Origin of the sequence: Massilia eurypsychrophila (assembly GCF_002760655.1) — a bacterium.
In the GTDB taxonomy this organism is placed as follows: Bacteria; Pseudomonadota; Gammaproteobacteria; order Burkholderiales; family Burkholderiaceae_D; genus JAFCUW01.
Genome location: NZ_PDOC01000006.1, coordinates 266991 through 292979 on the forward strand (window position 1 = coordinate 266991; position 25989 = coordinate 292979).

General features: G+C 65.2%; 24 protein-coding genes, 2 pseudogenes and 1 riboswitch. Of the genes and pseudogenes, 8 read left to right on the top strand and 18 right to left on the bottom strand.

Going from position 1 to position 25989, the window contains the following annotated elements:
- Positions 1-122: 122 nt before the first annotated feature.
- The 5 genes from kdsB to CR105_RS12950 are packed head-to-tail and all read right to left on the bottom strand — an operon-like array spanning position 123 to position 3170.
- Complete coding sequence (gene kdsB, locus CR105_RS12930) at positions 123-893, bottom strand: 3-deoxy-manno-octulosonate cytidylyltransferase (protein WP_099788858.1); 771 nt, start codon at positions 891-893, stop codon at positions 123-125.
- The gene (locus tag CR105_RS12935; RefSeq protein ID WP_099788859.1) at positions 890-1060 is read right to left on the bottom strand and encodes a Trm112 family protein; all 171 of its coding nucleotides are present in this window, start codon (positions 1058-1060) and stop codon (positions 890-892) included. The genes kdsB and CR105_RS12935 overlap by 4 nt, the downstream gene beginning before the upstream one ends.
- Positions 1041-2078, bottom strand: a complete 1038-nt coding sequence (lpxK, locus tag CR105_RS12940) for a tetraacyldisaccharide 4'-kinase (RefSeq protein WP_099788860.1) — start codon at positions 2076-2078, stop codon at positions 1041-1043. The genes CR105_RS12935 and lpxK overlap by 20 nt, the downstream gene beginning before the upstream one ends.
- Positions 2079-2124: 46 nt before the next feature.
- On the bottom strand, positions 2125-2565 hold the full coding sequence (locus CR105_RS12945) for an ExbD/TolR family protein (RefSeq protein ID WP_099788861.1): 441 nt from the start codon (positions 2563-2565) through the stop codon (positions 2125-2127).
- On the bottom strand, positions 2565-3170 hold the full coding sequence (locus CR105_RS12950) for a MotA/TolQ/ExbB proton channel family protein (RefSeq protein WP_099788862.1): 606 nt from the start codon (positions 3168-3170) through the stop codon (positions 2565-2567). The genes CR105_RS12945 and CR105_RS12950 overlap by 1 nt, the downstream gene beginning before the upstream one ends.
- Positions 3171-4136: 966 nt before the next feature.
- Between CR105_RS12950 and xseA the strand changes: the two genes are divergently transcribed.
- Positions 4137-5498, top strand: coding sequence for an exodeoxyribonuclease VII large subunit (gene xseA / locus CR105_RS12955; RefSeq protein WP_099788863.1), 1362 nt, complete (start codon positions 4137-4139; stop codon positions 5496-5498).
- 96 nt (positions 5499-5594) lie between these two features.
- Complete coding sequence (gene sodB, locus CR105_RS12960; protein ID WP_099788864.1) at positions 5595-6173, top strand: superoxide dismutase [Fe]; 579 nt, start codon at positions 5595-5597, stop codon at positions 6171-6173.
- A gap of 91 nt (positions 6174-6264) precedes the next feature.
- On the opposite strand, the gene CR105_RS12965 is transcribed toward sodB, so the two are convergent.
- Positions 6265-6858, bottom strand: coding sequence for a hemerythrin domain-containing protein (locus tag CR105_RS12965; RefSeq protein WP_099788865.1), 594 nt, complete (start codon positions 6856-6858; stop codon positions 6265-6267).
- Positions 6859-7136: 278 nt separating this feature from the next.
- Between CR105_RS12965 and CR105_RS12970 the strand changes: the two genes are divergently transcribed.
- Entirely contained in the window at positions 7137-9917 is a 2781-nt protein-coding gene (locus CR105_RS12970; protein WP_180288182.1) for a bifunctional diguanylate cyclase/phosphodiesterase, read from the top strand.
- A 406-nt stretch (positions 9918-10323) separates the two neighbouring features.
- On the top strand, positions 10324-11010 hold the full coding sequence (locus tag CR105_RS12975) for a response regulator (RefSeq protein ID WP_099788867.1): 687 nt from the start codon (positions 10324-10326) through the stop codon (positions 11008-11010).
- Positions 11011-11033: 23 nt separating this feature from the next.
- Here the strand turns inward: CR105_RS12975 and CR105_RS12980 are convergent, their stop codons facing one another.
- The 3 genes from CR105_RS12980 to CR105_RS12990 all read right to left on the bottom strand — a co-directional run bounded on the left by CR105_RS12980 (position 11034) and on the right by CR105_RS12990 (position 13160).
- Positions 11034-11732, bottom strand: coding sequence for a hypothetical protein (locus CR105_RS12980; protein WP_099788868.1), 699 nt, complete (start codon positions 11730-11732; stop codon positions 11034-11036).
- A gap of 4 nt (positions 11733-11736) precedes the next feature.
- Positions 11737-12594: a MipA/OmpV family protein gene (locus tag CR105_RS12985; RefSeq protein WP_099788869.1), complete on the bottom strand. Its 858-nt coding sequence runs from the start codon at positions 12592-12594 to the stop codon at positions 11737-11739.
- Positions 12595-12677: 83 nt separating this feature from the next.
- Entirely contained in the window at positions 12678-13160 is a 483-nt protein-coding gene (locus tag CR105_RS12990; RefSeq protein ID WP_099788870.1) for a hypothetical protein, read from the bottom strand.
- Positions 13161-13530: 370 nt separating this feature from the next.
- Between CR105_RS12990 and CR105_RS12995 the strand changes: the two are divergent.
- Both CR105_RS12995 and CR105_RS13000 read left to right on the top strand, forming a co-directional pair.
- Positions 13531-13980, top strand: a pseudogene (locus CR105_RS12995) (IS1595 family transposase); the annotation flags it as partial.
- 101 nt (positions 13981-14081) lie between these two features.
- On the top strand, positions 14082-15389 hold the full coding sequence (locus CR105_RS13000; protein ID WP_099788907.1) for an ATP-binding protein: 1308 nt from the start codon (positions 14082-14084) through the stop codon (positions 15387-15389).
- An 82-nt stretch (positions 15390-15471) separates the two neighbouring features.
- Here CR105_RS13000 and CR105_RS13005 read toward each other — a convergent pair whose 3' ends face one another.
- The 4 genes from CR105_RS13005 to CR105_RS13020 all read right to left on the bottom strand — a co-directional run bounded on the left by CR105_RS13005 (position 15472) and on the right by CR105_RS13020 (position 19406).
- Entirely contained in the window at positions 15472-15795 is a 324-nt protein-coding gene (locus tag CR105_RS13005) for a hypothetical protein (protein WP_099788871.1), read from the bottom strand.
- Positions 15792-16454, bottom strand: coding sequence for a thiol:disulfide interchange protein DsbA/DsbL (locus CR105_RS13010; RefSeq protein ID WP_099788872.1), 663 nt, complete (start codon positions 16452-16454; stop codon positions 15792-15794). The genes CR105_RS13005 and CR105_RS13010 overlap by 4 nt, the downstream gene beginning before the upstream one ends.
- A 110-nt stretch (positions 16455-16564) precedes the next feature.
- Positions 16565-17449: a cobalamin-binding protein gene (locus CR105_RS13015; protein WP_099788873.1), complete on the bottom strand. Its 885-nt coding sequence runs from the start codon at positions 17447-17449 to the stop codon at positions 16565-16567.
- The gene (locus tag CR105_RS13020; protein WP_099788874.1) at positions 17439-19406 is read right to left on the bottom strand and encodes a TonB-dependent receptor domain-containing protein; all 1968 of its coding nucleotides are present in this window, start codon (positions 19404-19406) and stop codon (positions 17439-17441) included. The genes CR105_RS13015 and CR105_RS13020 overlap by 11 nt, the downstream gene beginning before the upstream one ends.
- A gap of 80 nt (positions 19407-19486) precedes the next feature.
- A riboswitch (cobalamin riboswitch) is annotated at positions 19487-19723 on the bottom strand.
- A gap of 114 nt (positions 19724-19837) precedes the next feature.
- Here CR105_RS13020 and CR105_RS13025 point away from each other — a divergent pair.
- Positions 19838-20656: pseudogene (locus CR105_RS13025) on the top strand (DODA-type extradiol aromatic ring-opening family dioxygenase).
- 449 nt (positions 20657-21105) lie between these two features.
- Here CR105_RS13025 and ylqF read toward each other — a convergent pair.
- Entirely contained in the window at positions 21106-22026 is a 921-nt protein-coding gene (gene ylqF, locus CR105_RS13030) for a ribosome biogenesis GTPase YlqF (RefSeq protein ID WP_229413922.1), read from the bottom strand.
- Between the two features lie 186 nt (positions 22027-22212).
- On the opposite strand from ylqF, the gene CR105_RS13035 reads away from it, so the two are divergent.
- Positions 22213-22437 carry a hypothetical protein gene (locus tag CR105_RS13035; protein WP_131021747.1) on the top strand — a complete coding sequence of 75 codons (225 nt, stop codon included), beginning with the start codon at positions 22213-22215 and terminating at the stop codon, positions 22435-22437.
- 30 nt (positions 22438-22467) lie between these two features.
- Here the strand turns inward: CR105_RS13035 and CR105_RS13040 are convergent, their stop codons facing one another.
- From CR105_RS13040 to CR105_RS13055, 4 genes are all read right to left on the bottom strand, one after another.
- Complete coding sequence (locus tag CR105_RS13040) at positions 22468-22674, bottom strand: hypothetical protein (RefSeq protein WP_131021746.1); 207 nt, start codon at positions 22672-22674, stop codon at positions 22468-22470.
- A 36-nt stretch (positions 22675-22710) separates the two neighbouring features.
- Positions 22711-23940 carry a hypothetical protein gene (locus tag CR105_RS13045; RefSeq protein WP_099788878.1) on the bottom strand — a complete coding sequence of 410 codons (1230 nt, stop codon included), beginning with the start codon at positions 23938-23940 and terminating at the stop codon, positions 22711-22713.
- The gene (locus CR105_RS13050) at positions 23930-24808 is read right to left on the bottom strand and encodes a hypothetical protein (protein WP_099788879.1); all 879 of its coding nucleotides are present in this window, start codon (positions 24806-24808) and stop codon (positions 23930-23932) included. Before CR105_RS13050 ends, CR105_RS13045 begins: the two co-directional genes overlap by 11 nt.
- A gap of 158 nt (positions 24809-24966) precedes the next feature.
- Entirely contained in the window at positions 24967-25896 is a 930-nt protein-coding gene (locus CR105_RS13055) for a histone deacetylase family protein (RefSeq protein ID WP_099788880.1), read from the bottom strand.
- Positions 25897-25989: the final 93 nt, after the last annotated feature.

Consider the following 25989-nt stretch of genomic DNA (forward strand, 5'->3'; position numbering starts at 1 on the left):
AGCAATGCCGGGCACTGATGCATATATGACTACCTTGGTACGAAACTTACCACAAAAGTAAGCGCCAGCGCCAATATGAAAATGACCGGGCTATTTTTTCTTGACCGGCGACAGGGACGCTGTCAAAGGCCGTAATGCAGACGAACTCGCGCCAGATCTTGCGGTGTGTCGACGCCGGCCGGCGGCGCAGCATCGGTGATGTGGACGGCAATCGGATAACCGTGCCACAGCACCCGCAACTGCTCGAGCGCTTCGACGTCTTCCAGCGGCGCCGGCTCCAGCGACGGATACAGCTGCAGGAACGCATTGCTGTAGGCGTACAGGCCGATGTGACGCAGCGGAGCGTAGCCGGAGCCGGCCGGCAGCGCCGACTGATCGGCGGCGAAGCCGTCGCGGTGCCAGGGAATGGCCGCGCGCGAAAAATAGAGCGCGCGGCCGGCCTTGTCGAGCACAACCTTGACGACGTTCGGATTGAAGACGTCGGCGGCGTTGTCGATCGGATGGGCGCAGGTGGCCATCGGCACCGCGGCCGAGATGCGGCGCGCGCAGGCGGCCAGCAGCTGCGGGTCGATCAGCGGCTCGTCGCCCTGCAGGTTGACGACGACGTCGTCGGGCGCCAGTTGCAGTGCGCGCGCCACTTCGGCGATGCGGTCGGTGCCGGACGGATGGTCGGCGCGCGTCATGCCCACTTCGATGCCATGGGCGGCGCAGGCGGCGGCGATGTCGGCGTGGTCGGTGGCGACGACGATGCGGGCGGCGCCCGACTCGGCGGCGCGCTCGGCGACCCGCACCACCATCGGTTTGCCGCCGAGGTCGGCGAGCGGCTTACCCGGCAGCCTGGTCGAGGCCAACCGCGCCGGTATGATGACGGTAAATCTTACGCCGGCATTCACGTCGGCTCGACCTTGCGCGCCTCGTCGGCCCACATGATCGGGATGCCGTCGCGGATCGGATAGGCCAGGCGGTCCGGTTTGCAGATCAGTTCCTGCGCTTTCTTGTCGTATTCGAGCGGTCCCTTGCACAACGGGCAGACCAGGATATCAAGCAGGCGAGCTTCCACGACATTTCTCCACGATTTGTTCGGCCAGCGCGCCATCGAGCCGCGCCGTCACCGGTACGACCCACAGTCTCGGGTCGTTTTTGAGATTTTCAATTTGCCCACATTTTACTGCATCCTTCTCGGTGATCAGGATGATGTCGGCAACGACGCGCGCGAACGGCTGGTCGAGGAAATCGTGATGGTCGGGCAAGGCCAGTTCGTCGAATGCCAGGCCCTGCGCGCGCAGCATGGCGAAAAAGCGCCCGGGGTTGCCGATGCCGGCGGCGGCGACGATGCGCTTGCCGGCCAGCGCAGCCAGCGGCAGGCGCTCGGCGCGCGCGCTCATGCGTTCGGCGAGCGTGCCGCCCAGCTGCATCTGAAACGGCGCGCCGCCGACGCGTTGCGCCAGTTCGGGCGTCAGCTGCGGCGTGTTGACGACGGTGAAATCGCGCCGGCGCGACACCGGCTCGCGCAACGGTCCCGCCGGCAGCAGCCAGCCGTTGCCGGCGCCGCGGCCGTCGAACAGCACGATCTCGATATCGCGCTGCAAGGCGTAATGCTGCAGGCCGTCGTCGCTGATGATCACGTCCACCCGCGGATGGGCCGCCAGCAGCGCCCTGCCCGCGGCCGGACGGTCGCGCCCGACCATCACCGGGCAACCGGTGCGGCGGGCGATCAACAGCGGCTCGTCGCCGGCGTCGGCGGCGAGCGAATCGGCTGTCACTTCACGCGGCGCGTTCGCGGCGCCGCCATGGCCGCGCGAAATGATGCCGGGCGTGAAGCCGGCATCACGCAGCGCCTCGGCCAGCCAGATCGTCAGCGGGGTCTTGCCGGTGCCGCCGATGAAGATGTTGCCGACCACCAGCACTGGCACCGGCAGCTTGTGCGATTGCATCAGGCCGGCGCGAAACAGCGCGGCGCGCAGACCGGCGAGCAAGCCGAACAGCAGCGACAGCGGCCACAAGGCGCAGGCGAGCGCGCCGCGGCGCAGCCAGGCGCGCGTCAGCGTCGATTCAAGGGAATGGGAGGGTGCGGGCACGGGGCGGCGAGGAAAAGCGGGGCGAAGCGAGGTTCGCCCGCGCCGCTTACTTCTTGCCGGCGGTCTGGGCCGCGAAGGTCAGCTTGTCGTAGCCGGCCACGCGGGCCGCTTCGAGCACGTTGATGACCATCTGGTGCATCGCGAACTGGTCGGCGTTGACGATGACGACCGGGCTGTTGGCGCCGGTTGCATTCGGCTGGCCCTTGGCCGCGTTTTTCATGTCGTCGGCCAGGCCGGCCACCGAGTTGAACGACACCGGCACGTTGTTGATGGTGTAGTTGCCCTTGGCGTCGACGGTGACGTTGATTTCGAACGGCCGCTCGAGCGCCTTTTCGGCGTCGGCCGTCGGCAGCGTGATCTGCAGTTCGGTGAACTTGCTGTAGGTGGTGGTGACCATCAGGAAGATCAGCACCACGAGCAAGACGTCGATGAACGGGATCAGGTTAATCTCCGGATCCTCGCGTCGCTTGCCGCGGCGGAAATCCATCATTTGCGGGCACCGTGGACGACGTCGACGAACTTCACTGCCTGCAACTCCATGTCGATGATGAAGCTGTCGACCAGCGCGCGGAAGTGGCGGTAGAACACCAGCGCCGGCATGGCGATGGCCAGGCCGAAGCCGGTGTTATACAGCGCTACCGAAATGCCGTGTGCCAGCTGGGCCGGGTTGGCGCCGGTTGAATTGGTTGCACCGAAAATTTCGATCATGCCAACCACCGTGCCGAACAGGCCCATCAGCGGGGCCAGCGAAGCGATGGTGCCAAGCGTGGTGAGGAAGCGCTCGAGCACGTGGGCGACGCCGCGGCCGGCCTCCTCGATCGACTCCTTCATCACGTCGCGCGGGGCGTCGACGTTGCGCAGCGCAGCGGCCAGCACGGCGCCGAGCGGCGAATTGTGTTCGAGCTTGTCGATGATGTCCGGCGTTACCTGGCCGTTGTGGTAGACGCGGATGACCTCGGCCAGCAAGGGCTTCGGCAGGATCTTGCCGCGGCGCAGGTAAATCAGGCGTTCGATGATCAGGGCGAGGCCGACGATGGAGGCGATCAGCAACGGCCAGATCGGCCAGCCTGCAGCTTGAAGAATGGCGAGCAAAGGAACTCCTGAATTTAGGTGGGGAATGACGTACGGCGAATGCGGCAATGTAACGCGTTGCCAGCTGATCGGCAAGTATAGTTCTGCACACCTTCTGTGGATAAGATTGTGGGGAAGGACAGTGAGTGTAAGCAAGCCCCTTGATTCTTATAGGAATTTTCCTACTGCGCAAAAACAAGGCATGTGCGGAAATCTTCACAAAATCCCCGCGGCGGCGCGAAACAAGCCCCGCCGAACGCCGGCCAAGGAAAGTCCACGACTGTTCTCCCGTCGCACATCAATCAAAATGTTCTGCACACCTTTTGTGGATAAGAGTGTGCGCAACGCATTTGACTCTAGTTAAGACCGTTGATTCCAAAGGGAAAATTCCGCCTGCATAAATTCAAGGCAGCAGTGGAAATCCGGCGGTTCGAAGCTGATCCCGCAGAGCGCCAAAGTTCTGCACATCTTTTGTGGATAAGATTGTGCGCAAGAACTTAGACTCTGCCTCAGGTCCTTGATTCGACTAGCTATTTAGTCTTTGCGCAAAATCAAGGCATCCTGCACAAATCTACGGTAAATCGTCTTCCGGGCAATTGTGTCATGCTATTTTGTTCAGCATTTTGCGTGGGCGATCCGCTTCTGCACATCTTTTGTGGATAAGATTGTGCGCAAGGCCGTTGACACTACCCCAGGTCATTGATTCCAATAGGAAAATTCTTCGTGCGCAAAATATTGGCACCTGAAGCATTGCCCGGAAGCGCACTGTTTCGCACAGAAACTGTGGATAACTTTGTGAGCAAGTATGAAGAGTTTCGTCAAAGTCCTTGATCCGTAAGGCTTTTTCTGTTTTGCGAGAAATAAAGGCACAGTGGTTTCTCCTTTAAAATCAGTCACTTGTGAAAAAATACTTGTAAGCCCCGGCAATGTATGACATAAGCATGGCCGCCTTGAAAATTTGTGAATAGATCACCCGAGCCCAGCCCTATGCAGACCAGTTTCGACCCCGATTCCAGCTACGCCGCCCCGCCGGTGCTGACCGTCACCGCCCTCAACCAGCAGGTCGCGCGCTTGCTCGAGCGCACGTTCCCGCTGACCTGGATCGGCGGCGAGATCTCCAATTTCACCCGCGCCAGTTCCGGCCACTGGTATTTCACGCTCAAGGACGACGCCGCCCAGGTGCGCGCGGTGATGTTCCGCGGCCGCGCCCAGTTCGCCGGCTTCATGCCGCGCGAAGGCGACAAGGTCGAGGTGCGCGCGCTCGTCACGCTGTACGGCGCCCGCGGCGACTACCAGATCAACGTCGAGTCGATCCGCCGCGCCGGCGTCGGCGCCCTGTTCGAAGCCTTCCTGCGCCTGAAGGAAAAGCTCGGCGCGCAAGGCTTGTTCGACGAGGACCGCAAGCGCGCACTGCCGCTGTTTACGCGCAGCATCGGCATCGTCACCAGCCCGCAGGCGGCGGCGCTGCGCGACATCCTGATCGCGCTGAAGCGGCGCGCGCCGCACATCCGCATCGTGCTGTACCCGAGCCCGGTGCAAGGCCTCGGCTCGGCCGACAAGATTGCCGAGGCAATCAACAATGCGTCGCGCCGCGCCGAAGTCGACGTGCTGCTGGTGTGCCGCGGCGGCGGCTCGATCGAAGACCTGTGGAGTTTCAACGAGGAAGTAGTAGCACGCGCCATTTCGGCATGCAGCATGCCGGTCATTGCCGGCGTCGGCCACGAGACCGATTTCACCATCGCCGACTTCAGCGCCGACGTGCGGGCGGCCACGCCGACCGCGGCGGCCGAGCTGGCCGCCACCGCGCGCGCCGACTGGATGGCGTCGCTGTCGGCCGACTGCACCGACCTGCGGCGCGCGATGCGGCGCACCCTGTCGGAGGCGAACCTGAACCTGGACAACTACGCGCGCCGCCTGATCAGCCCGTCGGCGCGGATCGGCCACCAGCGCCTGCAGGTGGTGGCGCTATCGACCGCGCTGACGCACGCGGTGCGCGCGCCGCTCAACCGCAACAGCTTGACGCTGGCGCAACTGCGCGCGCGCTGGTCGCGTCATCGTCCCGACGTGCGCGGCTGGCGCGCCGAGATCGCCTCCCAGCAACGCCACTTCGCCGCTATCCTGGCCAGCCAGATGCGGGCGCGGCGCAATGCGCTGGCGGCGCTGTCGGCCCAGCTCGAACTGCTCAACCCGCAGCGCACACTCGAGCGCGGCTACGCCATCGTCAGCGACAGCCGCGGCCACGTGCTGCGCTCGCCGGCGGCGATCCGGGTCAACGACAGGCTGATGGTGCGGCTGGCCGACGGCAGCGCGGAAGTTGGTGTTGCCACTGTGCAATGGCTACTGGAGTAGCGCGCCAGAAGCAAAAATGCAACGAACCCGCATCCGAATTACAATAAGAGTCGTTTCAACGATCAACGCTCTTCCCAATCAATAAAAGGACAATTCATGGAACATACCCTGCCACCCCTGCCGTACGCGATGGACGCCCTGGCTCCACACATCTCGAAAGAGACGCTGGAGTACCACTACGGCAAGCACCACGCGACCTATGTGACGAACCTGAACAACCTGATCAAGGGCACCGAGTTCGAGAACCTGTCCCTGGAAGAGATCGTCAAGAAATCGTCCGGCGGCATCTTCAACAACGCCGCCCAGGTGTGGAACCACACCTTCTACTGGAACGGCATGAAGCCGGCCGGCGGCGGCGCGCCAAGCGGCAAGGTTGCTGACGCGATCAACGCCAAGTGGGGCTCGTTCGACAAGTTCAAGGAAGAATTCACCAAGTCGTGCCTGGGCAACTTCGGTTCCGGCTGGACCTGGCTGGTGCAAAAGGCCGACGGCGGCGTCGACATCGTCAACACGTCGAACGCCGGCACCCCGCTGACCACCGGCGACAACGCGCTGCTGACCTGCGACGTCTGGGAGCACGCCTACTACATCGACTACCGCAACGCCCGCGCCAAGTACGTCGAATCGTTCTGGGGCCTGGTCAATTGGGACGCGGTCAACACCAACGCCGCGTAAGCAACGGCGTCGGACCGCAGCGGCCGACATCGTTGCGATCAAAAGAGCCCCGCTTGCGGGGCTTTTTTTCGCCTTGACCTTACAACCGGCTTCAGGCTGGCGAGCCCAGTCCGATCGGCGCCGGCGTGATGTTGGCGATCAGCGAGAACAATCGGTCGAAGCCGTCCTTGTAGGCGGTGCCGGCGAGCGGATCCCAGTTGGCGGCGAACCAGCCGCCGACGTCGATCCAGTCCTGCGCCGTCAGGAAGCGGTCGGCCGCCGGCAACACCACATCCTCTTCGAGCCGCATGTGCGCCTGGCTGAAGGCGCAATACTCCTCCACCGCGCGGGCGAACGGCGCGAATCCGGCTTCGCGGTCCAGTTCGTATCGGGTCAGCTGGTGTTCGAGCTCGCGCACCATCGCTTCGCCGGCGACGTGTTGCGCACTCAGCTGCGCGATTTCTTCGTCAACGATGCCGGTACGCTGCTGCAGCAACGTGAACAATTGCTCCTCTTTCGGGTGATGCAGCTTTTCGGGATAGTCGACGATGTACAGCAACATGGCGCGAAACACCTTGCATGCGGGCGCCTTGGCGCCGTCGGCGGTGGCGCGGACGAAATGGCGCATCGCCTGCAGCACCGCCCACAGGCGGTCGTGTTCTTCATGGATGACGCGGGTGCCTGCATGGATCGCTAAAGGGCGCATTGCTCAATTCCCGTAGTTTGGAGGGACAGACGCCGGACAGCATCGTGTCGGTATCGACATTACCAGCGCCGATGCTAGGCCCCGGCAACCGAAAAATCCATGATGTAAGTCAAGACGGGCACATCCACTAGTGCGGCGGAAACGACCCGGTTGGGTGCATTTTTTGTGCAATAACGATGTGGCGTCGTACAATTGACAATTCGCGGTGTTTGTCCCGGGCAAGCTCCGCAGCGGATCCTCCTTTATCGAACGCAGTCACACATCCGGTTGGGACACCATTGAGTAATCCGGTCAAGTGGTCGGTACGCGGCCTGCTCTACACCCTCAGCGCCGCGGCCGTGATACCGGCATCGGTCCTGCTGGCGCTGTCGATCTACAATCAATACCAGTCCGACGAGCGCGATGCCGCCGTGTCCGCGCACAACCTGGCGCAGCTGACGGCCGACAATGTGCAAACGTTCCTGTCCGACAGCGAGCAGGTGCTGCGCAAGATCGCCCAGCGCCTGGAGGCGCGCGCGGCGTCCGGCCGCTGCGATCCGATCTTCGGCCAGTTCAAGGATCTGTACCCGCAATTTACCAACCTGAGCCAGTCGACCCCGGACGGTTCGATTGTCTGCTCGACCATTGCGCAGCCCGGCAACAGCGCGGCCTTTGTCGGCAACGCCGCCTGGTTCAAGACGGTCTACAGCACCCGGAAATTTACGGTCGGCCCGCCCTATCTTGGCCCGGTCACGCGGCGCACGGTGGCGGTGCTTGCCCAGCCGGTATTCGACGGCGCCGGCAACATGACCGGCTCGGTCCAGATGCCGATCGACCTGGCGAAGTTTCGCGTCATTCCGGGCGCCGAGAAGCTGCCCGAATCGACCATCATCTCGATCATCGATTCGGCCGGCGTGCTGGTCGCGCGCTCACGCAACAGCGAGCATTTCGTCGGCAAGGATTTAAGCCAGGCCCCTGCCATCAAGCTGCTGCTGCAGCAGCGCCAAGGCACGGGCCGCTCCATCACGTCCGAAGGCGTCGAACGCGTGTTCGGCTTCGTTGCCATTCCCGGCACCGAGTGGTTCGCCGTGGCCGGCATCGCCACCGACGTCGTGTTGTACAGCGCGCGGCGCTCGGCCATGCGCAGCGTGGCCTTCGGCAGCGTGACCTTGCTGTTCATCCTCGCGCTGACGATGTACCTGAGCCGGCGTATTGCCGCACCGATGGCCGCGGTGGCCCGCACCGCGCGCCAGGTCGCGGCGGGCGATCTGGACGCGCGCGTGCCGCTGGTCGGGCCGGCCGAAATTGCCGACTTCGCGGTCCAGTTCAACCGCATGCTCGATTCGGTGCGCGCCTCGCAAGGACAACTGGCGCAGGCGCAGTCCGAACTGATCTTGCTCGGCACCTGCGTGTCGCACCTGACCGACATGGTCGTCATCATGGACGCGCGCAACACCGTGCATGGCTGGCCGGTCATCTCGTTCGTCAACCAGGCGTTCGTCGACATCACCGGTTTTACGCGCGAGCAGGCGATCGGACGCCCGACCACCTTCCTGCACGGGCCGGGCACCGATCCGGCGGCGATCGCCCACATCGGCGCCGGCTTCGCCTCGTACGCGCCGTTTCGCCAGCAGCTGGCCAACTACACGCGCGATGGCGTCCAAGTGTGGATCGAACTGGACATGATTCCGATCCGCGCGGCCGACGGCACGCTGCAGCACTGGGTCTCGATCGAGCGCAACGTGACGGCGCGCAAACTGGCCGAGCAGCGCATCGAGCGGCTGGCCTACTTCGACAGCCTGACCGGCTTGCCGAACCGCACGCAGCTGATGGAGCGCATCGACGTCGCCCTCGCCGCCGCCGCGCGCGAGCGGCAACTGGGCGCGCTGCTGTTCGTCGATCTTGACAACTTCAAGCAGATCAATGACGCGCGCGGCCACGCCATCGGCGACGAGTTGCTGCAACTGGTCGCGCAGCGGCTCGTTGCGGTGGCCGGCGCTGCCAATACCGTCGCCCGCCTCGGTGGCGACGAGTTCGTCATCCTGATGACAGCCGTGGCGACCCAGCCGGAGGCAGCTGCGCGCACCGCCCTGTCGCTGGCGGAAACAGTGCGCGGCGCACTGACACAGCCTTTCGAGATCCGCGACAATAGCTACAACTCCGGCGCCAGCATCGGCGTGGCGCTGCTGCGCTGCGCCGAGCAGAGCGCGCATGACCTGCTGCGCGAGGCCGACACGGCGATGTACACCGCCAAGAAAGGCGGGCGCGACCGGGTCGCGCTGTTCGAACCGATCATGCAGACCGAAGTGGAACTGCGGCTGGCGCTCGAACACGACCTGGCGCAGGCGCTCGCGGCCGGCCAGCTGGCGGTGCATGTGCAAAGCCAGGTCGACCAGCGCGGCCAGCCGGCCGGCGCCGAATTGCTGATGCGCTGGCGCCATCCGGTACGCGGCTTCGTGCCGCCGTCCGAATTCATTCCGATTGCCGAAGACACCGGCATGATCCTCCCGCTCGGCGCCTGGATGCTGGAGCAGGCGTGCGACACGCTGGCGCGCCTGCGCGAGGCCGGCAACGCGCTGCCGCTGTCGATCAATGTCAGTCCCAGGCAGTTTCGCCAGGCCGACTTCGTCAGGCAGGTCGAGGCGGTGCTGCGCAAGACCGGCGCGCCGGCCGCGCAGCTCATCTTTGAAGTCACCGAGGGCTTGCTGATCAACGACCTGGACGAGGCGATCGCGCGGATGGCCGACCTGGCCGCGCTCGGCATCCGTTTTTCGATCGACGACTTCGGCACCGGCTACTCCAGCCTGGCGTACCTGAACCGATTGTCGTTGCACGAACTAAAGATCGACCGCAGCTTCGTGCGCGACGCGCCCGACAACGACACCGACGCGGCGATCGTCAAGATGATCCTGTCGATGGCCAGGCACCTGGGCCTGCGGGTGGTGGCCGAAGGCGTCGAAACGCAGGCGCAGGCAAAGTTCCTGATCGCCAACGACTGCCAGCTGATGCAGGGCTACTTGTTCGCGCGGCCGGTGCCGCTGGCGCAGTGGCAGCGCAGCATGACGTCGCAGATGGCCTGAACGGGACGCCCGCTGGGCGCCGAAATCGTCGGCCTCGACCTCGCGCAGCCGCTCAGCGCGCAATTGTTCGCATCAAAACCAAGGTCAAACCCATGGGGTCAGACCCGGTTTTTGCTCGGCGTTTCGGCGTTTTAGCCATATATCAAACGGGTCTGACCCCGAGTTGAAACGCGCGGCTGCCCAGACGGTTGGCACTGTGGCCAAGGCCAACTATTCGGAAAAATTAAATTGGGGTCAGACCCGTTTTTTGCTCGGCGTTTGCGCGCTTTCGCCTGTATCAAACGGGTCTGACCCCGAATTGTAGGGTTGGCAAGTTGTCGTGAAAATGTAGCGAGATGTCAGCTTGTGTCGAAGGATGGGATTTTGGGCAATGGCTCTACTACAATAGCTGCCGAGGAGAGTTGCCATGTTTCGAGTGATGCTAGTGGAAGACGATGCCAGGCTCGCCGAGCTGGTGATGGAGTATTTGAGCGGCTACGAGTTCGAGGTCGAACTGGTCACCCGCGGCGACCAGGCGCTGGCGCGCTTCGCCGACATCGCGCCCGACCTGGTCGTGCTCGACCTGATGCTGCCAGGCCTCGACGGCATGGTGGTGTGCCGCCAGCTGCGCGCCGTCAGCGAGGTGCCGATCCTGATCCTGACCGCGCGCGAAGATTCGTACGATGAGGTGTCGGGACTCGAGCAAGGCGCCGACGACTTCCTCAACAAGCCGGTGCAGCCGCGCGTGCTGCTGGCGCGCCTGCGCGCACTGATGCGCCGCGCCAGCGCACGCCCGGCCACCGATGGCCAGCCGCTGGTGTTCGGCGCACTGACGATCACGCCAAGCGAACGCAGCGTCAGCTGGCGCGGTGAGCCATGTGTGCTCAGCAATACTGAGTACAAGTTGCTGCTGGTGCTGGCCAGCTCGGCCGGCCAGGTGCTGTCGCGCGACGCGCTGTTGAAAAAGATGCGGGGTATCGAATTTGACGGCCTCGACCGCAGCATCGACAACAGCATCTCCAAACTGCGGCGTCGCTTCGACGATGCCGCCTCGGAAAAAATCAAGACCGTGTGGGGCGAAGGCTACCTGTTCTCGCCGTCAGCCTGGGCTTGACCGAACTTACTCGAACTCTTAATTTACTCGAACACCGCGGCGATCGCCAGTGGCGCTTCCTGCGTGAGCACCTGGCCGCGCGCCGGAGCGTCGCCGAATTTATACAGCACCGTCCTGAAACCATCGTCGGCGTCGTCGGCAAAGATGGCGCCTTCGACCACCGGCAACACTTGCGCCGACTCGCCATTGCGCACGCGCACTACCGGCGCGGCGCCCTTGCGGGCAAAGCCGAAGCGCACGCCCGCGCAGCTCACGCTGCGCGCCGATGCATCGGCATAGCGCGCGAACTCGAGCGCCTGGGCGCAGGCGGCGCGCAGCTCGGCCGCCTCGTACACGCCGTCGGGCCGCACCACCACCGTCACCCGCGGGCGCAGCACGTACTGGCCGATCTGGCGGTTCAGCACCAGCGCGGCGTTCTCGTCATACGCGGCCTTCAGCAACGGGAACACGGTGCGGCCGGTGGCGTCCAGCGGCAGGTTCAGCTGCGTCGACTTGCCCTGCAGCGACAGGCGCAAGCCATCCACAGTGACGCCCTTTTCGCGCGGCATGACCTGGAAGTGGCTCTGGATCAGATGCTTGGGCTTGCCGTACTTTTCGAACACCACCATCGCCCGGTATGCGTCGCGGTAACTTGCCCAGCCGCCGTCCTGCCCCTGGGCAGCGACAACGCCAGCGGCCAGCAGCAGGGCAATCAGAGCAGTGAAATGTCGGAACCGGGCCATGTGCTTAAAACCTGAACGCAAGTGCGGTCGAAACCGTCACGTTGGCGGGCCGCTGTAGCAGCGGGCTGTCCTTGGCGCCGCCGACCAGGCGCGACGCCTGCAGACCGGAGGTGACGATCCACGATGGCGACATGGCCCAGTTCCAGCGCGCACCGACGTGCACATCCTTGATGCCGCCCGCCGCCTGGTAGACGGCGTAACCGCTGCGCTGCGCTTCGGCCGGCGCGACGCCGAAAAAGGCGTCGTTATGCGCGCGGTTGGCGACGGTCAGGCCGGCGCTGATGGACACGGCGTGGTGCAGCGCCGGCTCGGCGGCGATGCGCTGCACGGCGACACTCCAGGTCGCCCCCTTCTTGTCGTTGCCAGAGCCGACCAGCACGTTGTTGGTCAACCGAAGGCGCGGGCTCAGGTACAGGTTGAAAAAAGCGCCCGCTTGCAGGCGCGCGCCGATCGGGTCGATGCCTTCGAGTTGCCTCGGCGGCGCGTTGCGGTAGACCATTGGCGGCTGGGCGACGATGCCGGGGAAGCTTGCGCTGTCGACCCCGCCGATGCCGCTCGCGCTGCCCGACGCGCTGCGGCGCAATTGCAGCGCCAGCAGCGGCCCGTATTCGACCGACGGCGCGCTGGACAGGTGCATGCCGGCGCTCATGCCGGAGATGAAGATGCCGTTACTCAATTCAAGCTGCAGTACTGGCAGCGCGCTGACCCGCCGCTCGCGCGCGCCGTCGTAGCGCGGCGCCGATACGGCGCCGAGCCCGACGTACAGATCGCGGCTGCCGTCGGGCATCCGGTTCACTGCGGGCGTCTGGGCGGCCGCGCTACCACATGCGGCTGCCAGCGTGATGGCGAGAAGCTTTTTCATTTTGTCTGGTTCGAGAGTTTGCCTGTGCACATTTTACGGTGCGACAGGGCGCGCCCCCAAGTCTGTCTGTTCCTGAGCCGCAATCAGGTGCGCGGCGGCAGATCGATCGGCTCGACCAGGTGGCCGCTGCCCAGGCCCAGATCGGCCTTGTGGCGATTCGCTTCAATCGTGTTGAACAACGTGCGCGACGTTTCGTCGTTGCAGAAGGCGCGCGGGCCGGCGATCGAATCGGCCGCCGAGCACAAAATCTGCTGCGACGTGGCGCCGTACAGGGTGCGGGCGTAGCCGCTGTCGCCGCAGTTGCCCGCGCGGTCCCAGTACACCATGCGCTTGTCGATCATGAACAGGCGATTGCGCTGCTCGGTGCAAGGGGCGGCCTGCGCCTGGGCGACGAATTCGGCCGTCACCGGCACCGCGCCGTTCGGTTCGCCGACGGCGACACCCTGCCCGGCCTGCCTTTCGCCAAGCGCGACGTCGCCGCCGCCGGCGCCGCAACTGGTCAGCAATGCCGCGCCGGCGAGCACCGCGGCGCGAAATATGTAGTGGGTGTACTGGGCGGGTGACATGGACAAAGCTCCTGATCCAGGTCCGGCGCGCGTGCCGCGACCGAACTAGCACTGTCGAATAAAAAAAGCCCGTTCGATTCTTGCGAACCAGGCGGGCAAACGGAAAAACCTGATGTGGGCACAGCTTACCGGGTGGCGCCCCGCCAATCCCCACTGATTTGTCCATCATTTGTCATCAATTTGTAAGGCGCTGTCCCCGTTCGGTAGGGGATCTTGAACTTACACCCAACGGCTGAGGTCTAAAACTGACCAGATGACGCGGGGAGGCAGCGTGAAAACGAGCGAGTTTGGGCAGTTCATTGAGCAGGCTGCAAGTCTTCCATTGCGCCAGCGCGAGGCTCTGGCTGCGCAATTGAACTGTGGTTTGCAACATGAACATGGCCTGCAACGTTACCGCTGCGTTGTCTGCGCCCGCAGTTTTAACGGCCTGACCGGCACCCCGCTGGCCCGGTTGCGGCACCGGGGGAAATGGCTGCCTTACCTCGAGTGCATGCTGCAGTCGGGCACGGTGCGGCGTGCCGCTACCCTGGTTGGCATTCACAAAAACACTCGCTTTCGCTGGCGCCATCGCTTCCTCAGTAATACCAAGCACGACCGTGCGGTGCCATTGGGCGGGATTACGGAGGCTGACGAAACCTACTTGCTGGAGTCGCAAAAAGGTTCGCGCCACCTGGACCGCGCGCCGCGCCGGCGCGGGGGCAGGGCCAGCCGGCGCGGCTTGTCGCATGAGTACGACTGCATCCTGGTCGCGCGCGACCGCACGGGCAGGACCGTCGATTTCGTCACCGGACGGGCGCCGTTGAACTATCCCCGACTCAACGGTGACATAGCCATTTGTAATGCCCTGAGGCGCTCTCGGCTCTTATACAATGCTGCCAGGGAGAAAACTATGCTGTGCACCACAAGGCTGGCGGGGACGCCGTGAATCGCCTGTTTTTCCGATTTTTCGTGCTGGTGATGTTGTCGATCACGGTGGCGACCTTTGTCGTCTATTTCGCCATGAGCCGGCTGTTCGGCGACCCGCTGGACGACATCGCGCGGCGCCAGGCGGCGGCGCAGATCTTCCTGCTCGAACAATACGTCGACCAGGCACCGGCCGACGAATGGCTGGTGCGGCTGAACAAGGTGCGCGAAGTGACGCGCGTCAACATCGAACTGATGCCGCTGGCCGGCGCGCGGGCGCAGCTGCCGGCGCGGCGCCAGGCGGCGCTCGAACGCGGCGACGTCGTGCTCGACCCCGCCGGCAAGGCGTTCTTCCGGCGCGTCGACCTCAAGGGCGACCGCTACATCGGCAGCGCCGACGAGGTCATCCACGCGCGCGACTTGCCGATCGACATAGGCCTGGCGCTGCAGATGGAGGCGCTGCGCTACGTCATCGTCGCGCTGGCGCTGCTGATTCCGATCGCGCTGTGGTCGCGCAAGCACTGGCAGGGCCTGCAGGCGCTGTCGAGCGTGGCCGACGAGCTCGGCGCCGGCAAGCTGTCGGCGCGCGCCAGCTTCGGCCCGCGCACCAGCATCTATCCGCTGGCCGAGCGCATCAATCACATGGGCGAGCGGATCGAGTCGCTGGTGGCGTCGCAAGAGAACTTGCTCCATTCGGTGTCGCACGAGCTGCGCACGCCGATTGCGCGGCTCGAATTTGCGCTGGAGCTGTTGCGCTCGAAGGCGCCCGATGGCGTGCTGACGCCCCGCATCGAGGCGATGGAGGCCGACCTGGCCGAACTGAACGCGCTGGTCGGCGAGCTGCTCGGCATGGCGCGGATCGGCGGCGCGCGCTCCGTGCCGGCGGCGCCGTTCGCGCTTGCGCCGGCACTGCGCGAGTGCGCGCTGCTGCTCGACTATCCGGTCGAGCTCGAAATCGACGATGCGATCGGCAGCGTCAATGGCAACCGCCGGCTGCTGCTGCGCGCGGTCGGCAACGTGCTGCGCAACGCGCAGAAATACGCCCGCGCGCGCATCGTGCTGTCGGCGCGGCGGGTCGGGACGGCGGCGCTGGAAGTGGTGGTCGAGGATGATGGCGCCGGCATCCCGGAAGCGGAGCGCGAACGCATCTTCGAGCCGTTCTACCGGCTTGACCGCAGCCGCGACCGCAGCACCGGCGGCTTCGGCCTGGGCCTGTCGATCGCGCGCAAGGCAATCGAGCAGCATGGCGGCACGATCCGCGCGGAACGCTCGATGCTGGGCGGCGCCCGCTTCGTGCTGCGCCTGCCGGTCAACGGGCGCGAATAGTTGACGAGCTTTCGCAAACAATCAGCGCTGGCCCTGCCCCATCGCAGCGCCGCATACAAAAACTCCGCCGCAGCGGAGTTGTTTACTTCTTGGTCGGCGTCGACCGCGTCACATGCGTCATCGCGTAGCCCAGGTGCTCCCACCAATGGTCGCGCGAACGCACCGTGACCAGGCACTTCTCATCGAGCTCGCCCTTGAACAGCGGGTCGGCGCACTTGTTCGTCATTAGCGCATACCGCTGGTTCTCCGCGTTGATCAGCGCAATGCACAGCCATAAGACGAGGCCGGCGAGCACGACGGCCAGCGTCCACGCCACCTGGTTGATGTGGCTGGTCTCAAACAACTCCTCGTCGACCGGCTTGGAGCCGTCGTAGATCTTCAGGAGCTTTTGTTCGACATCGCTCATTTTGTCTTTGCTACCTTCGCTACCATTGCATCGAGCACCTGTACCGTCGCCTTCGACAGCGCCATGCCGTTCATGCCCGGGTTCGCCGATTCGACCACCGACGGCGACGTCATGTAGCGGCCGTCTACGACCAGCGTCGGCACCGATTGCACCTTGTACGCGTCAAGGGTCTGCGGCAGGCGCTTGAGCTTGGTCATGACGCCGAACGAGTTCCAGGCATCCATCAATTTCGCCTTGTCCATGCCATTCTTGACAGCCCAGTCGATCACGACGTCGTCCTTGTTCATGCGAACGCGATCGATGTGGATCGCCTTGAATACCTTCGGATGCATTTCGTCGAGCTTGCCCATCGCTTCGAGCGTCAGGTACAGATGCGCTTCAGGGTCGTTGACGCCCGAATACGGCATGTGCACGCGCTTGAAGTTGATCTTGTCACCCTGCTTTTTGACCCATTCCGCAATGGTAGGTTCCAGCGCATTGCAAGCCGGGCAGTGATACATGAAAAATTCGATCACCTCGACTTTTTTGCCGACAACCTGGGTCGGCTGTGGCGAGGCCAGCTGGACGTATTCGGCGCCCAGTTTCGGATCGGCAGGCGAGGCGAAGGCGGTGGCGGCAACGAGGCCGAGTGCAGCAACGGCAAGGCGAAGGGAACGCATGGTGATCCTTATTAAGTTTGTTAGGCGAACGCCGCGAGATTACCACTTTTTCGGCGAACGCTCGCGCTGGCGGAGCGATTATTGCAAATGCTTACGTGTTTAACGCTAGCTTACTTGCGCCGTTGACGCGCCAGGTCAATCTTTTCGCATAACTGGGCCACGCCCTGGGCGACGCGCGGGCCGGGCCGGGTCAGCAATTCGCCTTCGATGCGAAACAGGTTGCCGCGCTCGACGGCGAGCATGCTGCGGTACGGCTTCCAGATGCCGATGCCGGCCTCGCCCGGATCGTACTGCTCGCTGCCGAAGATGGCCTCCGGATTTTCCTGCAGCACCGCCTCGACGCTGACCGACGGCGCCACCACTTTCAGGCCGGCAAAGACGTTGGTGCCGCCGCACAGGGCAATTGCATCGGAGACGATGTGCTTGCCGCTCAGGGTGTACACCGGCTTGTCCCAGATCTGGTAGAACACCCGCACCGGCGCGCGCTTGCCGTAGCGCGCGCCGAGCACGGCGACGTCGGCGCGAAAGCGCGCCGCCGCCACCGCCGCCAGCTTCTCGGTGCCAAGCAGGCGGCCCAGGCGCGTCAGGCTGTCGGCGACCTGGTCGATGCGAGTCGGCTCGCTCTGGAACACCGGAATGCCGAGCTTGCCGAGTTGCTCGAGCTGGCGCCCGGTGTTGCCACTTTGCCAGACGATCAGCAAGTCCGGTTTCAGGGCAATCACCCGCTCCATGTCGATCTGGGCGTTGCTGCCCACCAGCGGGATCTTTTTCGCCGCTTCCGGATAGTCGCTGAAGTTGATGGCGCCGACGATGCGCTCGCCGCCGCCGGCGGCAAACAGCAGCTCGGTGATGTGCGGCGCCATCGAAATGATGCGCTGCGCCGGCGCCGCCAGCGTGACGCGCACGCCGGCGTCGTCGACGACAGTGATGTCGGCGAAGCTGGCGCCGGCAGGCAGCGCCAGGCAAAGTGCGGCAATGAAGCGTTTAAAAATCATAGCGTGCCGAAAGCTTGATCTGGCGGCCATCGCCCGGATAGATCCCGGAGCGGCAGCCGAACGCGTTGCTGTAATACTGCTTGTCGGCCAGGTTCTGACCGGACACGGCGAATTCCCATGGACCAATAGTACGCGCATAGCGCGCATCGATGGTGGTATGTGCGGGAATGCGGGCGCCGCAGGCGTTGGTGAAGTCGCTGCCGTACCGTTGGCTGTCGACCCACTGGATGCCGACGTCGGCGCTGTGGCCGCCGGCCGGCGCCCACGTCAGGCGGGTCGACAGCGTGTTTTTCGGCACCAGCACCATCTCGCGGCCGGCGTTCGGGCCGGCGGTAAAGCTGGCCTTGACGTGCTGCAGGTGGCCGCTGATGCGCCAGCCGGCGGCCAGGCGAGCATCGCCATCGATCTCGAATCCGCGGCGCTCGGTCGGATCGAGGTTGGCGTTGGTGCCGAAGCCGATCGTCGGGTCGAAGAAGATCTCGTTGTCGAGGCGGTGGCGGAAGGCGCGCACGCTCATCTGGCTGCGCACGCCGCCGAAGGTGACGCCCAGTTCCAGGTCCTTCGAGGTCTGCGCCTTGAGCACGCCCGTCGAGGCGCGGTAGCTGTTCTCGTCGGCGTTGGCCATGCGGTAGCTCTGGCCGGCCTTGGCGTGCAGCTTGACGCCCGGCTGCAGGTCGTAGCTGCCTTGCGCTTCCCAGGCGTTCTGCGACTGCGAGCTGCTCTCGTCCACCGGCGGGAAGCCGAGCGGATCGGCGTAATCCTTGTCAAATACCTCGTGGCGCGCGCCGAGCGAGAAGCGGCCGTTGTGGGCGGCGCTCCAGCGGATTTCGTCGCGCAGGTAGATCGCCTTCGACGACTGGCTGGCGTCGGCCTTCGAGAAATCGGAGGCGGTGACGCGGTTCCAGCGAATCAGGTCGATCCCGCCGATCAGTTCATTGAGCATGCCGCTGTACTGCGACAGGTGGCGAACGCGCGGCGAAAACTGGGTCTGCTCGCTGTCGTAGGCGAGCCTTGAATCAAAGGCGGCGTAATAGGCCTTGACGGTTTTCTGGCGGTGCGACAGTTCGGCGGCCAGTTCGACGCCGCCGATGCGCTGGTCGATGTAGGCGCTGACGCGGTCGGTGTCGAGCGAGCCGTAGTCGCCTGGCGTGAGGCTCTGCCGCGGATTGGCTTCGAACTGCGCCTGGGTCAGCGAACCTGGCAGGCGCGATTTGGCGCGCGCGCTGTCGACCCGCACGCCGGCTTTGCCGGTGCCGAGGTTCCACTGGGCGCCGGCCGAAATGGCGCTCTGGCGGAAGTCGTTGTTGGCGCGGTAGTTGTCGGTGCCCTGGTTGCCGATGGCGGCGTCGAAGGCGCCGCCGTTCCAGGTGCGCGCGACCGAGGCGCGCACATCGTGCTGGCTGAACTGGCCCGCTTCGGCGCGCACCGAGCCGCGCGTGCCTGGCGTGCCGGCGCGGCGGGTGATGATGTTGATGACGCCGCCGGTGGCGCCTTCGCCGTACAGCACGCTGCTGCCGCCGCGGATGATCTCGATGCGTTCGATCGTCTCGATCGGAATGGTCGACAGCACCGGGCCGCTCAATTCGTTGTCGCTCATGCGCACGCCGTCGAGCATGACGACCATGTTCTGGCTGCCGTTCGAGCCGAAGCCGCGCAGGTCGAGCGAAAAGTCGGGGCTCGAGTCGAGGCTCTGGCGACCGTAGACGCCGCCGATCTTGCGGATCGCCTGGTTGACGTCGGCCACGCCGGCGCGGCGGATGTCGTCTGCGCTGATGACGGTGGCGCCGATCGGCGCCAGTTCAGGCGCGCTGGCAAAGCGCGCGCCGGTGACGAGCACCTGGGGCATGCCGACATCCTGGGCCTGGACGGATGGGGTGACGGAGAACGCCAGCGAAATAGCGGAGACGAGGGCGAGCGGATGCAAAGCGGTTACGCTGCGCGGTGCGGAGAAAGTCATGGTGTCGGTTTTCGGAAAAAAGTCTCCAGCCGTGCGTCCCCGCAAGCCGGATTCAACGGAAGACGCCCGCGGCTGCGCCGGCGCTCCCACCTGTCCTGGCCGGTATCCGGGCTCGCAAGTCAGACCGTCTCACCTTCCGATGCCATTGGCACCGTGGTGTTCGAGACAGCCAGTCGCCAGGGGCGACGCTTGTTTACCGTTGCGGGGGCAGCACACCTTGGGCCGCTGCGCCGTCAAAGCCGGCGCGGCAGCGTGGCGTTTCCCGTTTAACTGCAGGCGAGATCACGCCTGCGGGCACCAAAACGGGGTCATTATAAACGTAACAAGGGTCACCCAGCGAAATTGCCGTTGTTGCATTGCCGTTCGCGGCCGTGCAAAGATTAGTCCTAACTAGTACAATCTAAGCTTACCCCTTTTCCAAGGAGTCTGTCATGACAAATCGCCTGCCCACCTATTTCGTCTCTCACGGCGGTGGTCCATGGCCGTTCATGAAGGACCAGTACGGCGCCACCTACGACCAGCTGGAGCGGTCGCTGGCCGACATCCCGCGCCAGGTCGGCGCGCGGCCGAAGGCGGTGCTGCTGGTCAGCAGCCACTGGGAAGAGGACGAGTTCATGGTGTCCTCTAGCGAGGCGCCCGGGATGATCTACGATTACGGCGGCTTCCCGCCGCACACTTACCAGGTGCAGTATCCGGCGCCCGGTTCGCCGCAGCTGGCGCAGCGGGTGGTGCAGCTGGCCGCGGCGGGCGGCCACGCGGTGACGCAGGATCCGCTGCGCGGCTTCGATCACGGCACGTTTTCGATGCTGTACCCGGTGTATCCGGCGGCCGACATGCCGGTGGTGCAGTTGTCGATCCGGCACGGCTACGATCCGCAGACCCACATCGACATCGGCCGCGCGCTGTCGCCGCTGCGTGACGAGGGCGTGCTCATCATCGGTAGCGGGCTCAGTTTTCACAACTTGCGCCAGTTCGGGCCGGGCGGCAAGCAGGCGTCACATGCCTTCGACGCGTGGCTGCAGCACGTGCTGCTCAAGCTGACGCCGGCCGAGCGCAGCGTCGCCATGCTGCACTAGAGCGAGGCGCCGTATGCGCGCATTGCCCATCCGCGCGAAGACCACCTGGTGCCGCTGATGGTGGCGCTCGGCGCGGCCGACGGCGAGGCGGCCAGCTGCGTGTATCACGAAGACGATTTCTTCGGCAATCTGGCGGTGTCGAGTTTCCGGTTCGGGGCCGCGGCGACCCAATAGCGCGCATGGCGAAATCGCACGGCAAAACAACCGGGGTCAGTGCCGCAAAACGACTGGGGTCAGTGACGGCAAACGCACACGAGCTGGACTGTGCTCCGGATAGGCAGCACCCCGATTGGTGGATGAGGCGGTGTGCGATTGCCGGCCCGAACGCGGGGCCCGGTGGACGGATGAGGCCGTGTGCGATTGCCCGGCACTGACTCCGGGTGGAGAGGAACAAACGTCACGTTGTGCCGCTGTGGCGGACGGTGTTGGCGACCGGGGGCAGCGACCGGGGTCAGTGCCGGCAAACGGACACAAGCTGGACTGTACTGAGGACCGGCAGCACCAATCATGGATGAGGCCGTGTGCGATTGCCGGCACTGACCCCGGGTGGTCAGACCCCGGGTGGGCACTGACCCCGGGGGGAGAGCAACAAATGGCGCGTTGTGCCGCTGTGGCGGACGGTGTTAGGTGCCGCGTTTGCCGCGCGCGGAATTGGCCGCTTTTTCGGCGGCGATCGCCGCAGCTTTCGCCGCCTTCTCGGCCATCATGGCGGCATGCTCGGCCAGCGCCCTGGTGCGCGTTTCCGGCGTTTCCAGGCTGATCCGGCCCAGCACGCCGGTGCGGTAATCCTGCAGGAAGGTGTGCGCCGCTTTCTCGAAATCGAGGTCGCCACCCTTCTGCCGGTAGCCGCGCCGCGCCGCCACGCCTTCGACCACCGAGATGCCGTCGATGCCCTCGGTCGCAAAACCGTAGCGCGCCGTCAGCAGGTGCGGATAGCGCGCCAGCAGCACGTCGGCCAGGTAGACCGCCACCTCGTCTTCGATCAGCGCGTTTGAACCGATCGCGTGGCTGGCGGCAAGCATCAGGCCGTCGCTGGCGAGCGCGATCTTCGGCCACAGCATGCCGGGCGTGTCGACCAGGATGATGTTCTTGCCAAGGTAGAGCTTCTGCTGCATCTTCGTCACGGCCGGCTCGTCGCCCACTTTCGCCACTTTTTTCTTCAGCAGCGCATTCATCAAGGTCGATTTGCCAACGTTGGGAATGCCCATGATCATGATGCGCAGCGGCTTGGTCGGCACGCCCCGGTGCGGCGCCAGCGACAGGCACAGGTCGGGAATGCGGGCGACGTCGGCCGGCTTCTTGGTCGTCATCGGATAGGCGGTGACGCCTTCCTGGGCGTCGTACCAGGCGCTCCACGCAGCGGTCGCCACCGGATCGGCAAGGTCGACCTTGTTGAGGATCTTCAGGCAGGGACGCTGGCGGAACAGGCGCAGCTCTTCAACCATCGGATTGCAGCTCGCCTCGGGCAGGCGCGCATCCAGCACCTCGATGACCAGGTCGGTGTTCTCCATCTGCTCGGCCGCCTTCTTGCGGGCGGCGTTCATGTGGCCCGGGTACCATTGTATCGACATGCTGTGCTTTCAAATTCTCGAATAATGGCGCTATTTTACGGGTTCGCACCGTTCCGGGCGCGAATCGATTTTCGTGCACCGCCATCGGGAGATTGATCCGCCACAACAAGTTGGCTTACGGAAAGAAGAACAATAGACCCACCAACGGAGGGTCAAGCCATGAACGCACTGAAACATATGAAATTCATTTTCGGCGTTGTACTGCTCGCGGCAGTGGGCATCGCGCTCATGCCGCAGCGCCCGGTCACGCCGGCACAGCCAGCCGCGCGCGCCACCGCGCCGCAGCCGGTGCAGGTTGTCGTCGTCAAGGGCAAGCGCATGACCGATGTCGAAAAGCGCGCTGCGCTCAACGCCGAACCGCGGCCGGAAACGAACGGCAGCTAGCCGAGCCGCAGCGGCCCCGCCGCTACGGTGTTACATGTCGTGCACGGTAGCCGTGCGTCGCAGGCCGCGCACCAGCGGCGCGCCGGCGCTCGAGCTGCCGGCATCGGACAGTTCCGAGCGCCCACCGCGCCGGCCGCCCCTCACCCACTCGATGGTCCAGCCGCTCGGCGTGCCGCCGGCGTTGCCGCACTGGCCGCCCGCAGCCGGCGTGGCGCTCCTGACCTCGCGCGTGCACATGCCGAAGTTGACCAACGCGTGGCCGACCGCGCGACCTTAGGGCTGGTTCGCCGCCGCTTCGGTGCACGCGCCTGGCGGCAGCGGCGCGGCGGGATCGGCAGCGGCGAGCGCCTGACGCGCCTGGCGCAGGTCCTTGCCGAATTCGGCCAGGTAGCGGCTGCGCTCCTCGCTTTGCCATTCGGCGTCGGAAAACGCCGTCAGCGGGTGCGGCTTGCCGACGAAGGCGCGGCCTTCGAGGCGCGGCATCAAGGCGCGGTCCGGATCGGCGTCTTCCTTGAGCAGGTAGCCGTCGACGTCGCGCAAGGTCAGCGGCAGCGCCGGCTGGCCGTCGCGCAGCAGCTTGCCGAACGTGGTCAGGCGCACCTCGCGCTGCCCCGCAGCCAGCACGTCGTTGAAGGTGGCCAGCGCGAACGGGCGGCCATTGGCGTCGTCGACGCGGCCGGTGACGACGTAACGGCCGGCGCGCCGTACGTCGGCGGTCAGGTAGAAATTGAGCGAGCCGTCTTCGACCGCCTCGCGCACCTGGCCGCTCCAGGTGGCCGGCAGTTCGGGCGAATAGATGATATCGAACATGACCGCGCCGGCGCGCCCGGCCACGGTGAAGCGCACGTCGGTGCGGATGGTGCCGTTGAAGCTGGCCAGCGCGCTCTGGTTCGGCGCCAGCACCGCGGCAAACGCGCCGTCGCCGGCGACCGGATCGGCGAGAGTGCCGTCGTCGGCAAACGCCAGCTGCACTTGCGCGCCCGGACGCGCGCCGTTGAACGCCATGCCTTGCGCCAGCGCGCGCGTGACAACCAGCGGCAGCACACGGCCGTCGGCGTCGACGGCACGCAGCGAAAACGCCACCGCTTCGCCGGCGGCCATGTAGACGCGCGACTGCGAGGTCTGGATCTGCACTTTCAGGTCGCTGCCGCCGCCCTCCAGGCGCATCGGGTTCGCCTCGGTGACCGGCGCGTTCGGATAGACCTGGTCGGGTTGCTCGGCGATGGGGCGCGACGTGTGCGGATACCTGCTGCTGGCAAGGTAGCTGCAATAGGTATGCTCGACCAGCTGCAGGTTTTGCGCCAGCAGCTGCCGGCGCGAGGGCGCCGGCAGCGCGCTCGCCACCGGCACTGGCCCGGGCGGCAGCGGCGCGCGCGCCATCGACGTGGCGAGCGGAACCGCGGCCGGCATGGACGCGGCGCGATCGTCGCCATGCACCAGCCAGGCGACGATGGCCAGCGCGGCGATGGCCAGCACCGGCAGCAGGCGTTTTTTAAAGCGCACTGACCACCATCGTCGATCGCATGACCGAGACGATGCCCGCCCAGTTACCGCGATTCGAATGGCTGTACGCCTCCTGGTCGTCGCGGAACAGCACGTAGTGGTAACTCCACTTCGGCACGCCGTCGTCGTTGACGGCGCTGCCCATCGTCAGGTCGGTGCACCACCAGTCGCGCGGGTTGCAATAAGCGCGGCCGGCCGTGCCCGACACGGCGCCGGCGCTGTGATATGGCACCACCTCGTCGTCCTGGCCGGGCAGCAGGCCCGAATACGCGGTGCCCCTGGCGCCGGCGTACATGTAGAACCAGACGAAGCGCGTGCTGTTGTGGTTGTACATGGCGCGCGCGGTAGTGGTCCTGAGGTCGCGCACCAGCGGCTCGCCGGTGGTCCACGCGCCGGCATCGGCCAGTTCGGTGCCGCCGGCAGCGCCCGCCGCGGCCAGCACCCACTTGATGTTCCAGCCGGTCTGCGCGGTGCCGTCGGCGTTGCCGCACACGCCGGCGGCATTCGGCGCCGCGTTCTTCTTCATGCGGGTGGAGCCGCCGTAGTTGGCCAAGGTGTAGCCGATCATCAGGTCGCCGGCGCTCTGGCTGGCGATGTAGCACCAGTTGGCGCCGGTGCAGAAGCAGTCGAGCGCGTCGCGGATCTTGCCATTTTGCGTCGCGATGCTGTTGTAGCCGTCCCAGTTGACGGCCTTCTTGTTGACGCCGGCGTCGGTGCTGGCCGGGCCCCAGTAGCCAAAGTTGTTGTAGTCGCCGACCACGCCGCCGGCGCCGCGGCCGTTGATCCACAGCGAGTAGTTGGTGGCGCTGGCGATGGCGGCGACAGAGAACAGCGAAAGGCACACCAGCAGACGCAGAAATCGGTTCATTTATTTCTCCTCAGGCGAAGCTGCGAAGGCCCGGACGCGGCAATCCGGGCGGGAAAATAAACGAACGAACAGGCCGGCCGCTGAGATCAAATCTACGCGGCGATATCGGTGAAGTCAACGGCGCGCGATTGCGGCGTTGGCCCGGTGTGGTTTTTGTTCTAGTCCAGCTCGGCGAGCGCCTTGACGTGCGCGACCACGCTGCGCCCCAGCGCCGACAGGTTGTAGCCGCCTTCGAGGCAACTGACGATGCGCCCGTGCGCGTACAGGCGGGCAATGGCCATCAGTTCGCGCGTGATCCAGGCATAGTCCGCTTCGACCAGGCACATTTCGCCGAGGTCGTCTTCGCGGTGGGCGTCGAAGCCAGCCGAGATGAACAGCATCTCCGGCTTGAACGCATGCAGCGCCGGCAGCCAGTGCTCCTGCACCAGCTTGCGCACGACGTCGCCATTGCTGTGCGCCGGCACCGGGATGTTGACCTGGTTGGCCGTTTCCGGTTCCGGCTCGCTGTACGGATAGAACGGGTGCTGGAAGAAACTGGCCATCAGCACGCGCGGATCGTCGCGGAACGATTCGGCCGTGCCGTTGCCGTGATGGACGTCGAAGTCGATGATCGCCACCCGCTTCAGGCCGTGCGAGTCGAGCGCGTGCAGCGCGGCCAGCGCGACGTTGTTAAACAGGCAGAAGCCCATCGGACTGCCTGGCCGGGCGTGGTGGCCCGGCGGGCGCACCGCGCAGAAGGCGTTGGCGATGTCGCCGGCGATCACGGCGTCGGTGGCGGCCATCGCCGCGCCGGCCGCGCGCAGCGCCGCCTGGTAGCTGTGCTCGTTGATCAGGGTGTCGGCGTCGAGCGGATAGTATTCGCCCGGGCCGGGCAAATTGTCGCGCACCAGGGCGATCGCCGCGGCGCTGTGGTTGCGCATCACGGCCGGCAATTCGGCCAGCGGGGCGTCGCGCCGTTCGAGCAGGCTGCCGATGCCGGAGCGGATCAGCTGATCGTCGATCGCGCGCAGGCGCTCCGGCGACTCGGGGTGCCACTCGCCCATCTCGTGGCGCAGGCAGTCCGGATGGCTATAAATGGCTGTGGTCATGTTCCTGGGGTGAGGTTGCCGGTTCTCATCAAAATCGCACCGCGTTGCTGTTCTCGAATAGAATCATTTACAGCGAAGTGATGAAGAATGAAA

Bases quoted from the DNA above. Each gene is read 5' to 3' on its own strand.
- CR105_RS13035 (WP_131021747.1), top strand. From the start codon at position 22,213: ATGAACGCACTGAAACATATGAAATTCATTTTCGGCGTTGTACTGCTC.
- CR105_RS12975 (WP_099788867.1), top strand. From the start codon at position 10,324: ATGTTTCGAGTGATGCTAGTGGAAGACGATGCCAGGCTCGCCGAGCTG.
- CR105_RS12985 (WP_099788869.1), bottom strand. From the start codon at position 12,594: ATGAAAAAGCTTCTCGCCATCACGCTGGCAGCCGCATGTGGTAGCGCG.
- CR105_RS12945 (WP_099788861.1), bottom strand. From the start codon at position 2,565: ATGGATTTCCGCCGCGGCAAGCGACGCGAGGATCCGGAGATTAACCTG.
- CR105_RS13010 (WP_099788872.1), bottom strand. From the start codon at position 16,454: ATGCGTTCCCTTCGCCTTGCCGTTGCTGCACTCGGCCTCGTTGCCGCC.
- xseA (WP_099788863.1), top strand. From the start codon at position 4,137: ATGCAGACCAGTTTCGACCCCGATTCCAGCTACGCCGCCCCGCCGGTG.
- sodB (WP_099788864.1), top strand. From the start codon at position 5,595: ATGGAACATACCCTGCCACCCCTGCCGTACGCGATGGACGCCCTGGCT.
- CR105_RS13005 (WP_099788871.1), bottom strand. From the start codon at position 15,795: ATGAGCGATGTCGAACAAAAGCTCCTGAAGATCTACGACGGCTCCAAG.
- CR105_RS12965 (WP_099788865.1), bottom strand. From the start codon at position 6,858: ATGCGCCCTTTAGCGATCCATGCAGGCACCCGCGTCATCCATGAAGAA.
- ylqF (WP_229413922.1), bottom strand. From the start codon at position 22,026: ATGAACGCCGCCCGCAAGAAGGCGGCCGAGCAGATGGAGAACACCGAC.
- CR105_RS13050 (WP_099788879.1), bottom strand. From the start codon at position 24,808: ATGAACCGATTTCTGCGTCTGCTGGTGTGCCTTTCGCTGTTCTCTGTC.
- CR105_RS13040 (WP_131021746.1), bottom strand. From the start codon at position 22,674: ATGTGCACGCGCGAGGTCAGGAGCGCCACGCCGGCTGCGGGCGGCCAG.
- CR105_RS13020 (WP_099788874.1), bottom strand. From the start codon at position 19,406: ATGACTTTCTCCGCACCGCGCAGCGTAACCGCTTTGCATCCGCTCGCC.
- CR105_RS13015 (WP_099788873.1), bottom strand. From the start codon at position 17,449: ATGATTTTTAAACGCTTCATTGCCGCACTTTGCCTGGCGCTGCCTGCC.
- CR105_RS12980 (WP_099788868.1), bottom strand. From the start codon at position 11,732: ATGGCCCGGTTCCGACATTTCACTGCTCTGATTGCCCTGCTGCTGGCC.
- CR105_RS13055 (WP_099788880.1), bottom strand. From the start codon at position 25,896: ATGACCACAGCCATTTATAGCCATCCGGACTGCCTGCGCCACGAGATG.
- CR105_RS12990 (WP_099788870.1), bottom strand. From the start codon at position 13,160: ATGTCACCCGCCCAGTACACCCACTACATATTTCGCGCCGCGGTGCTC.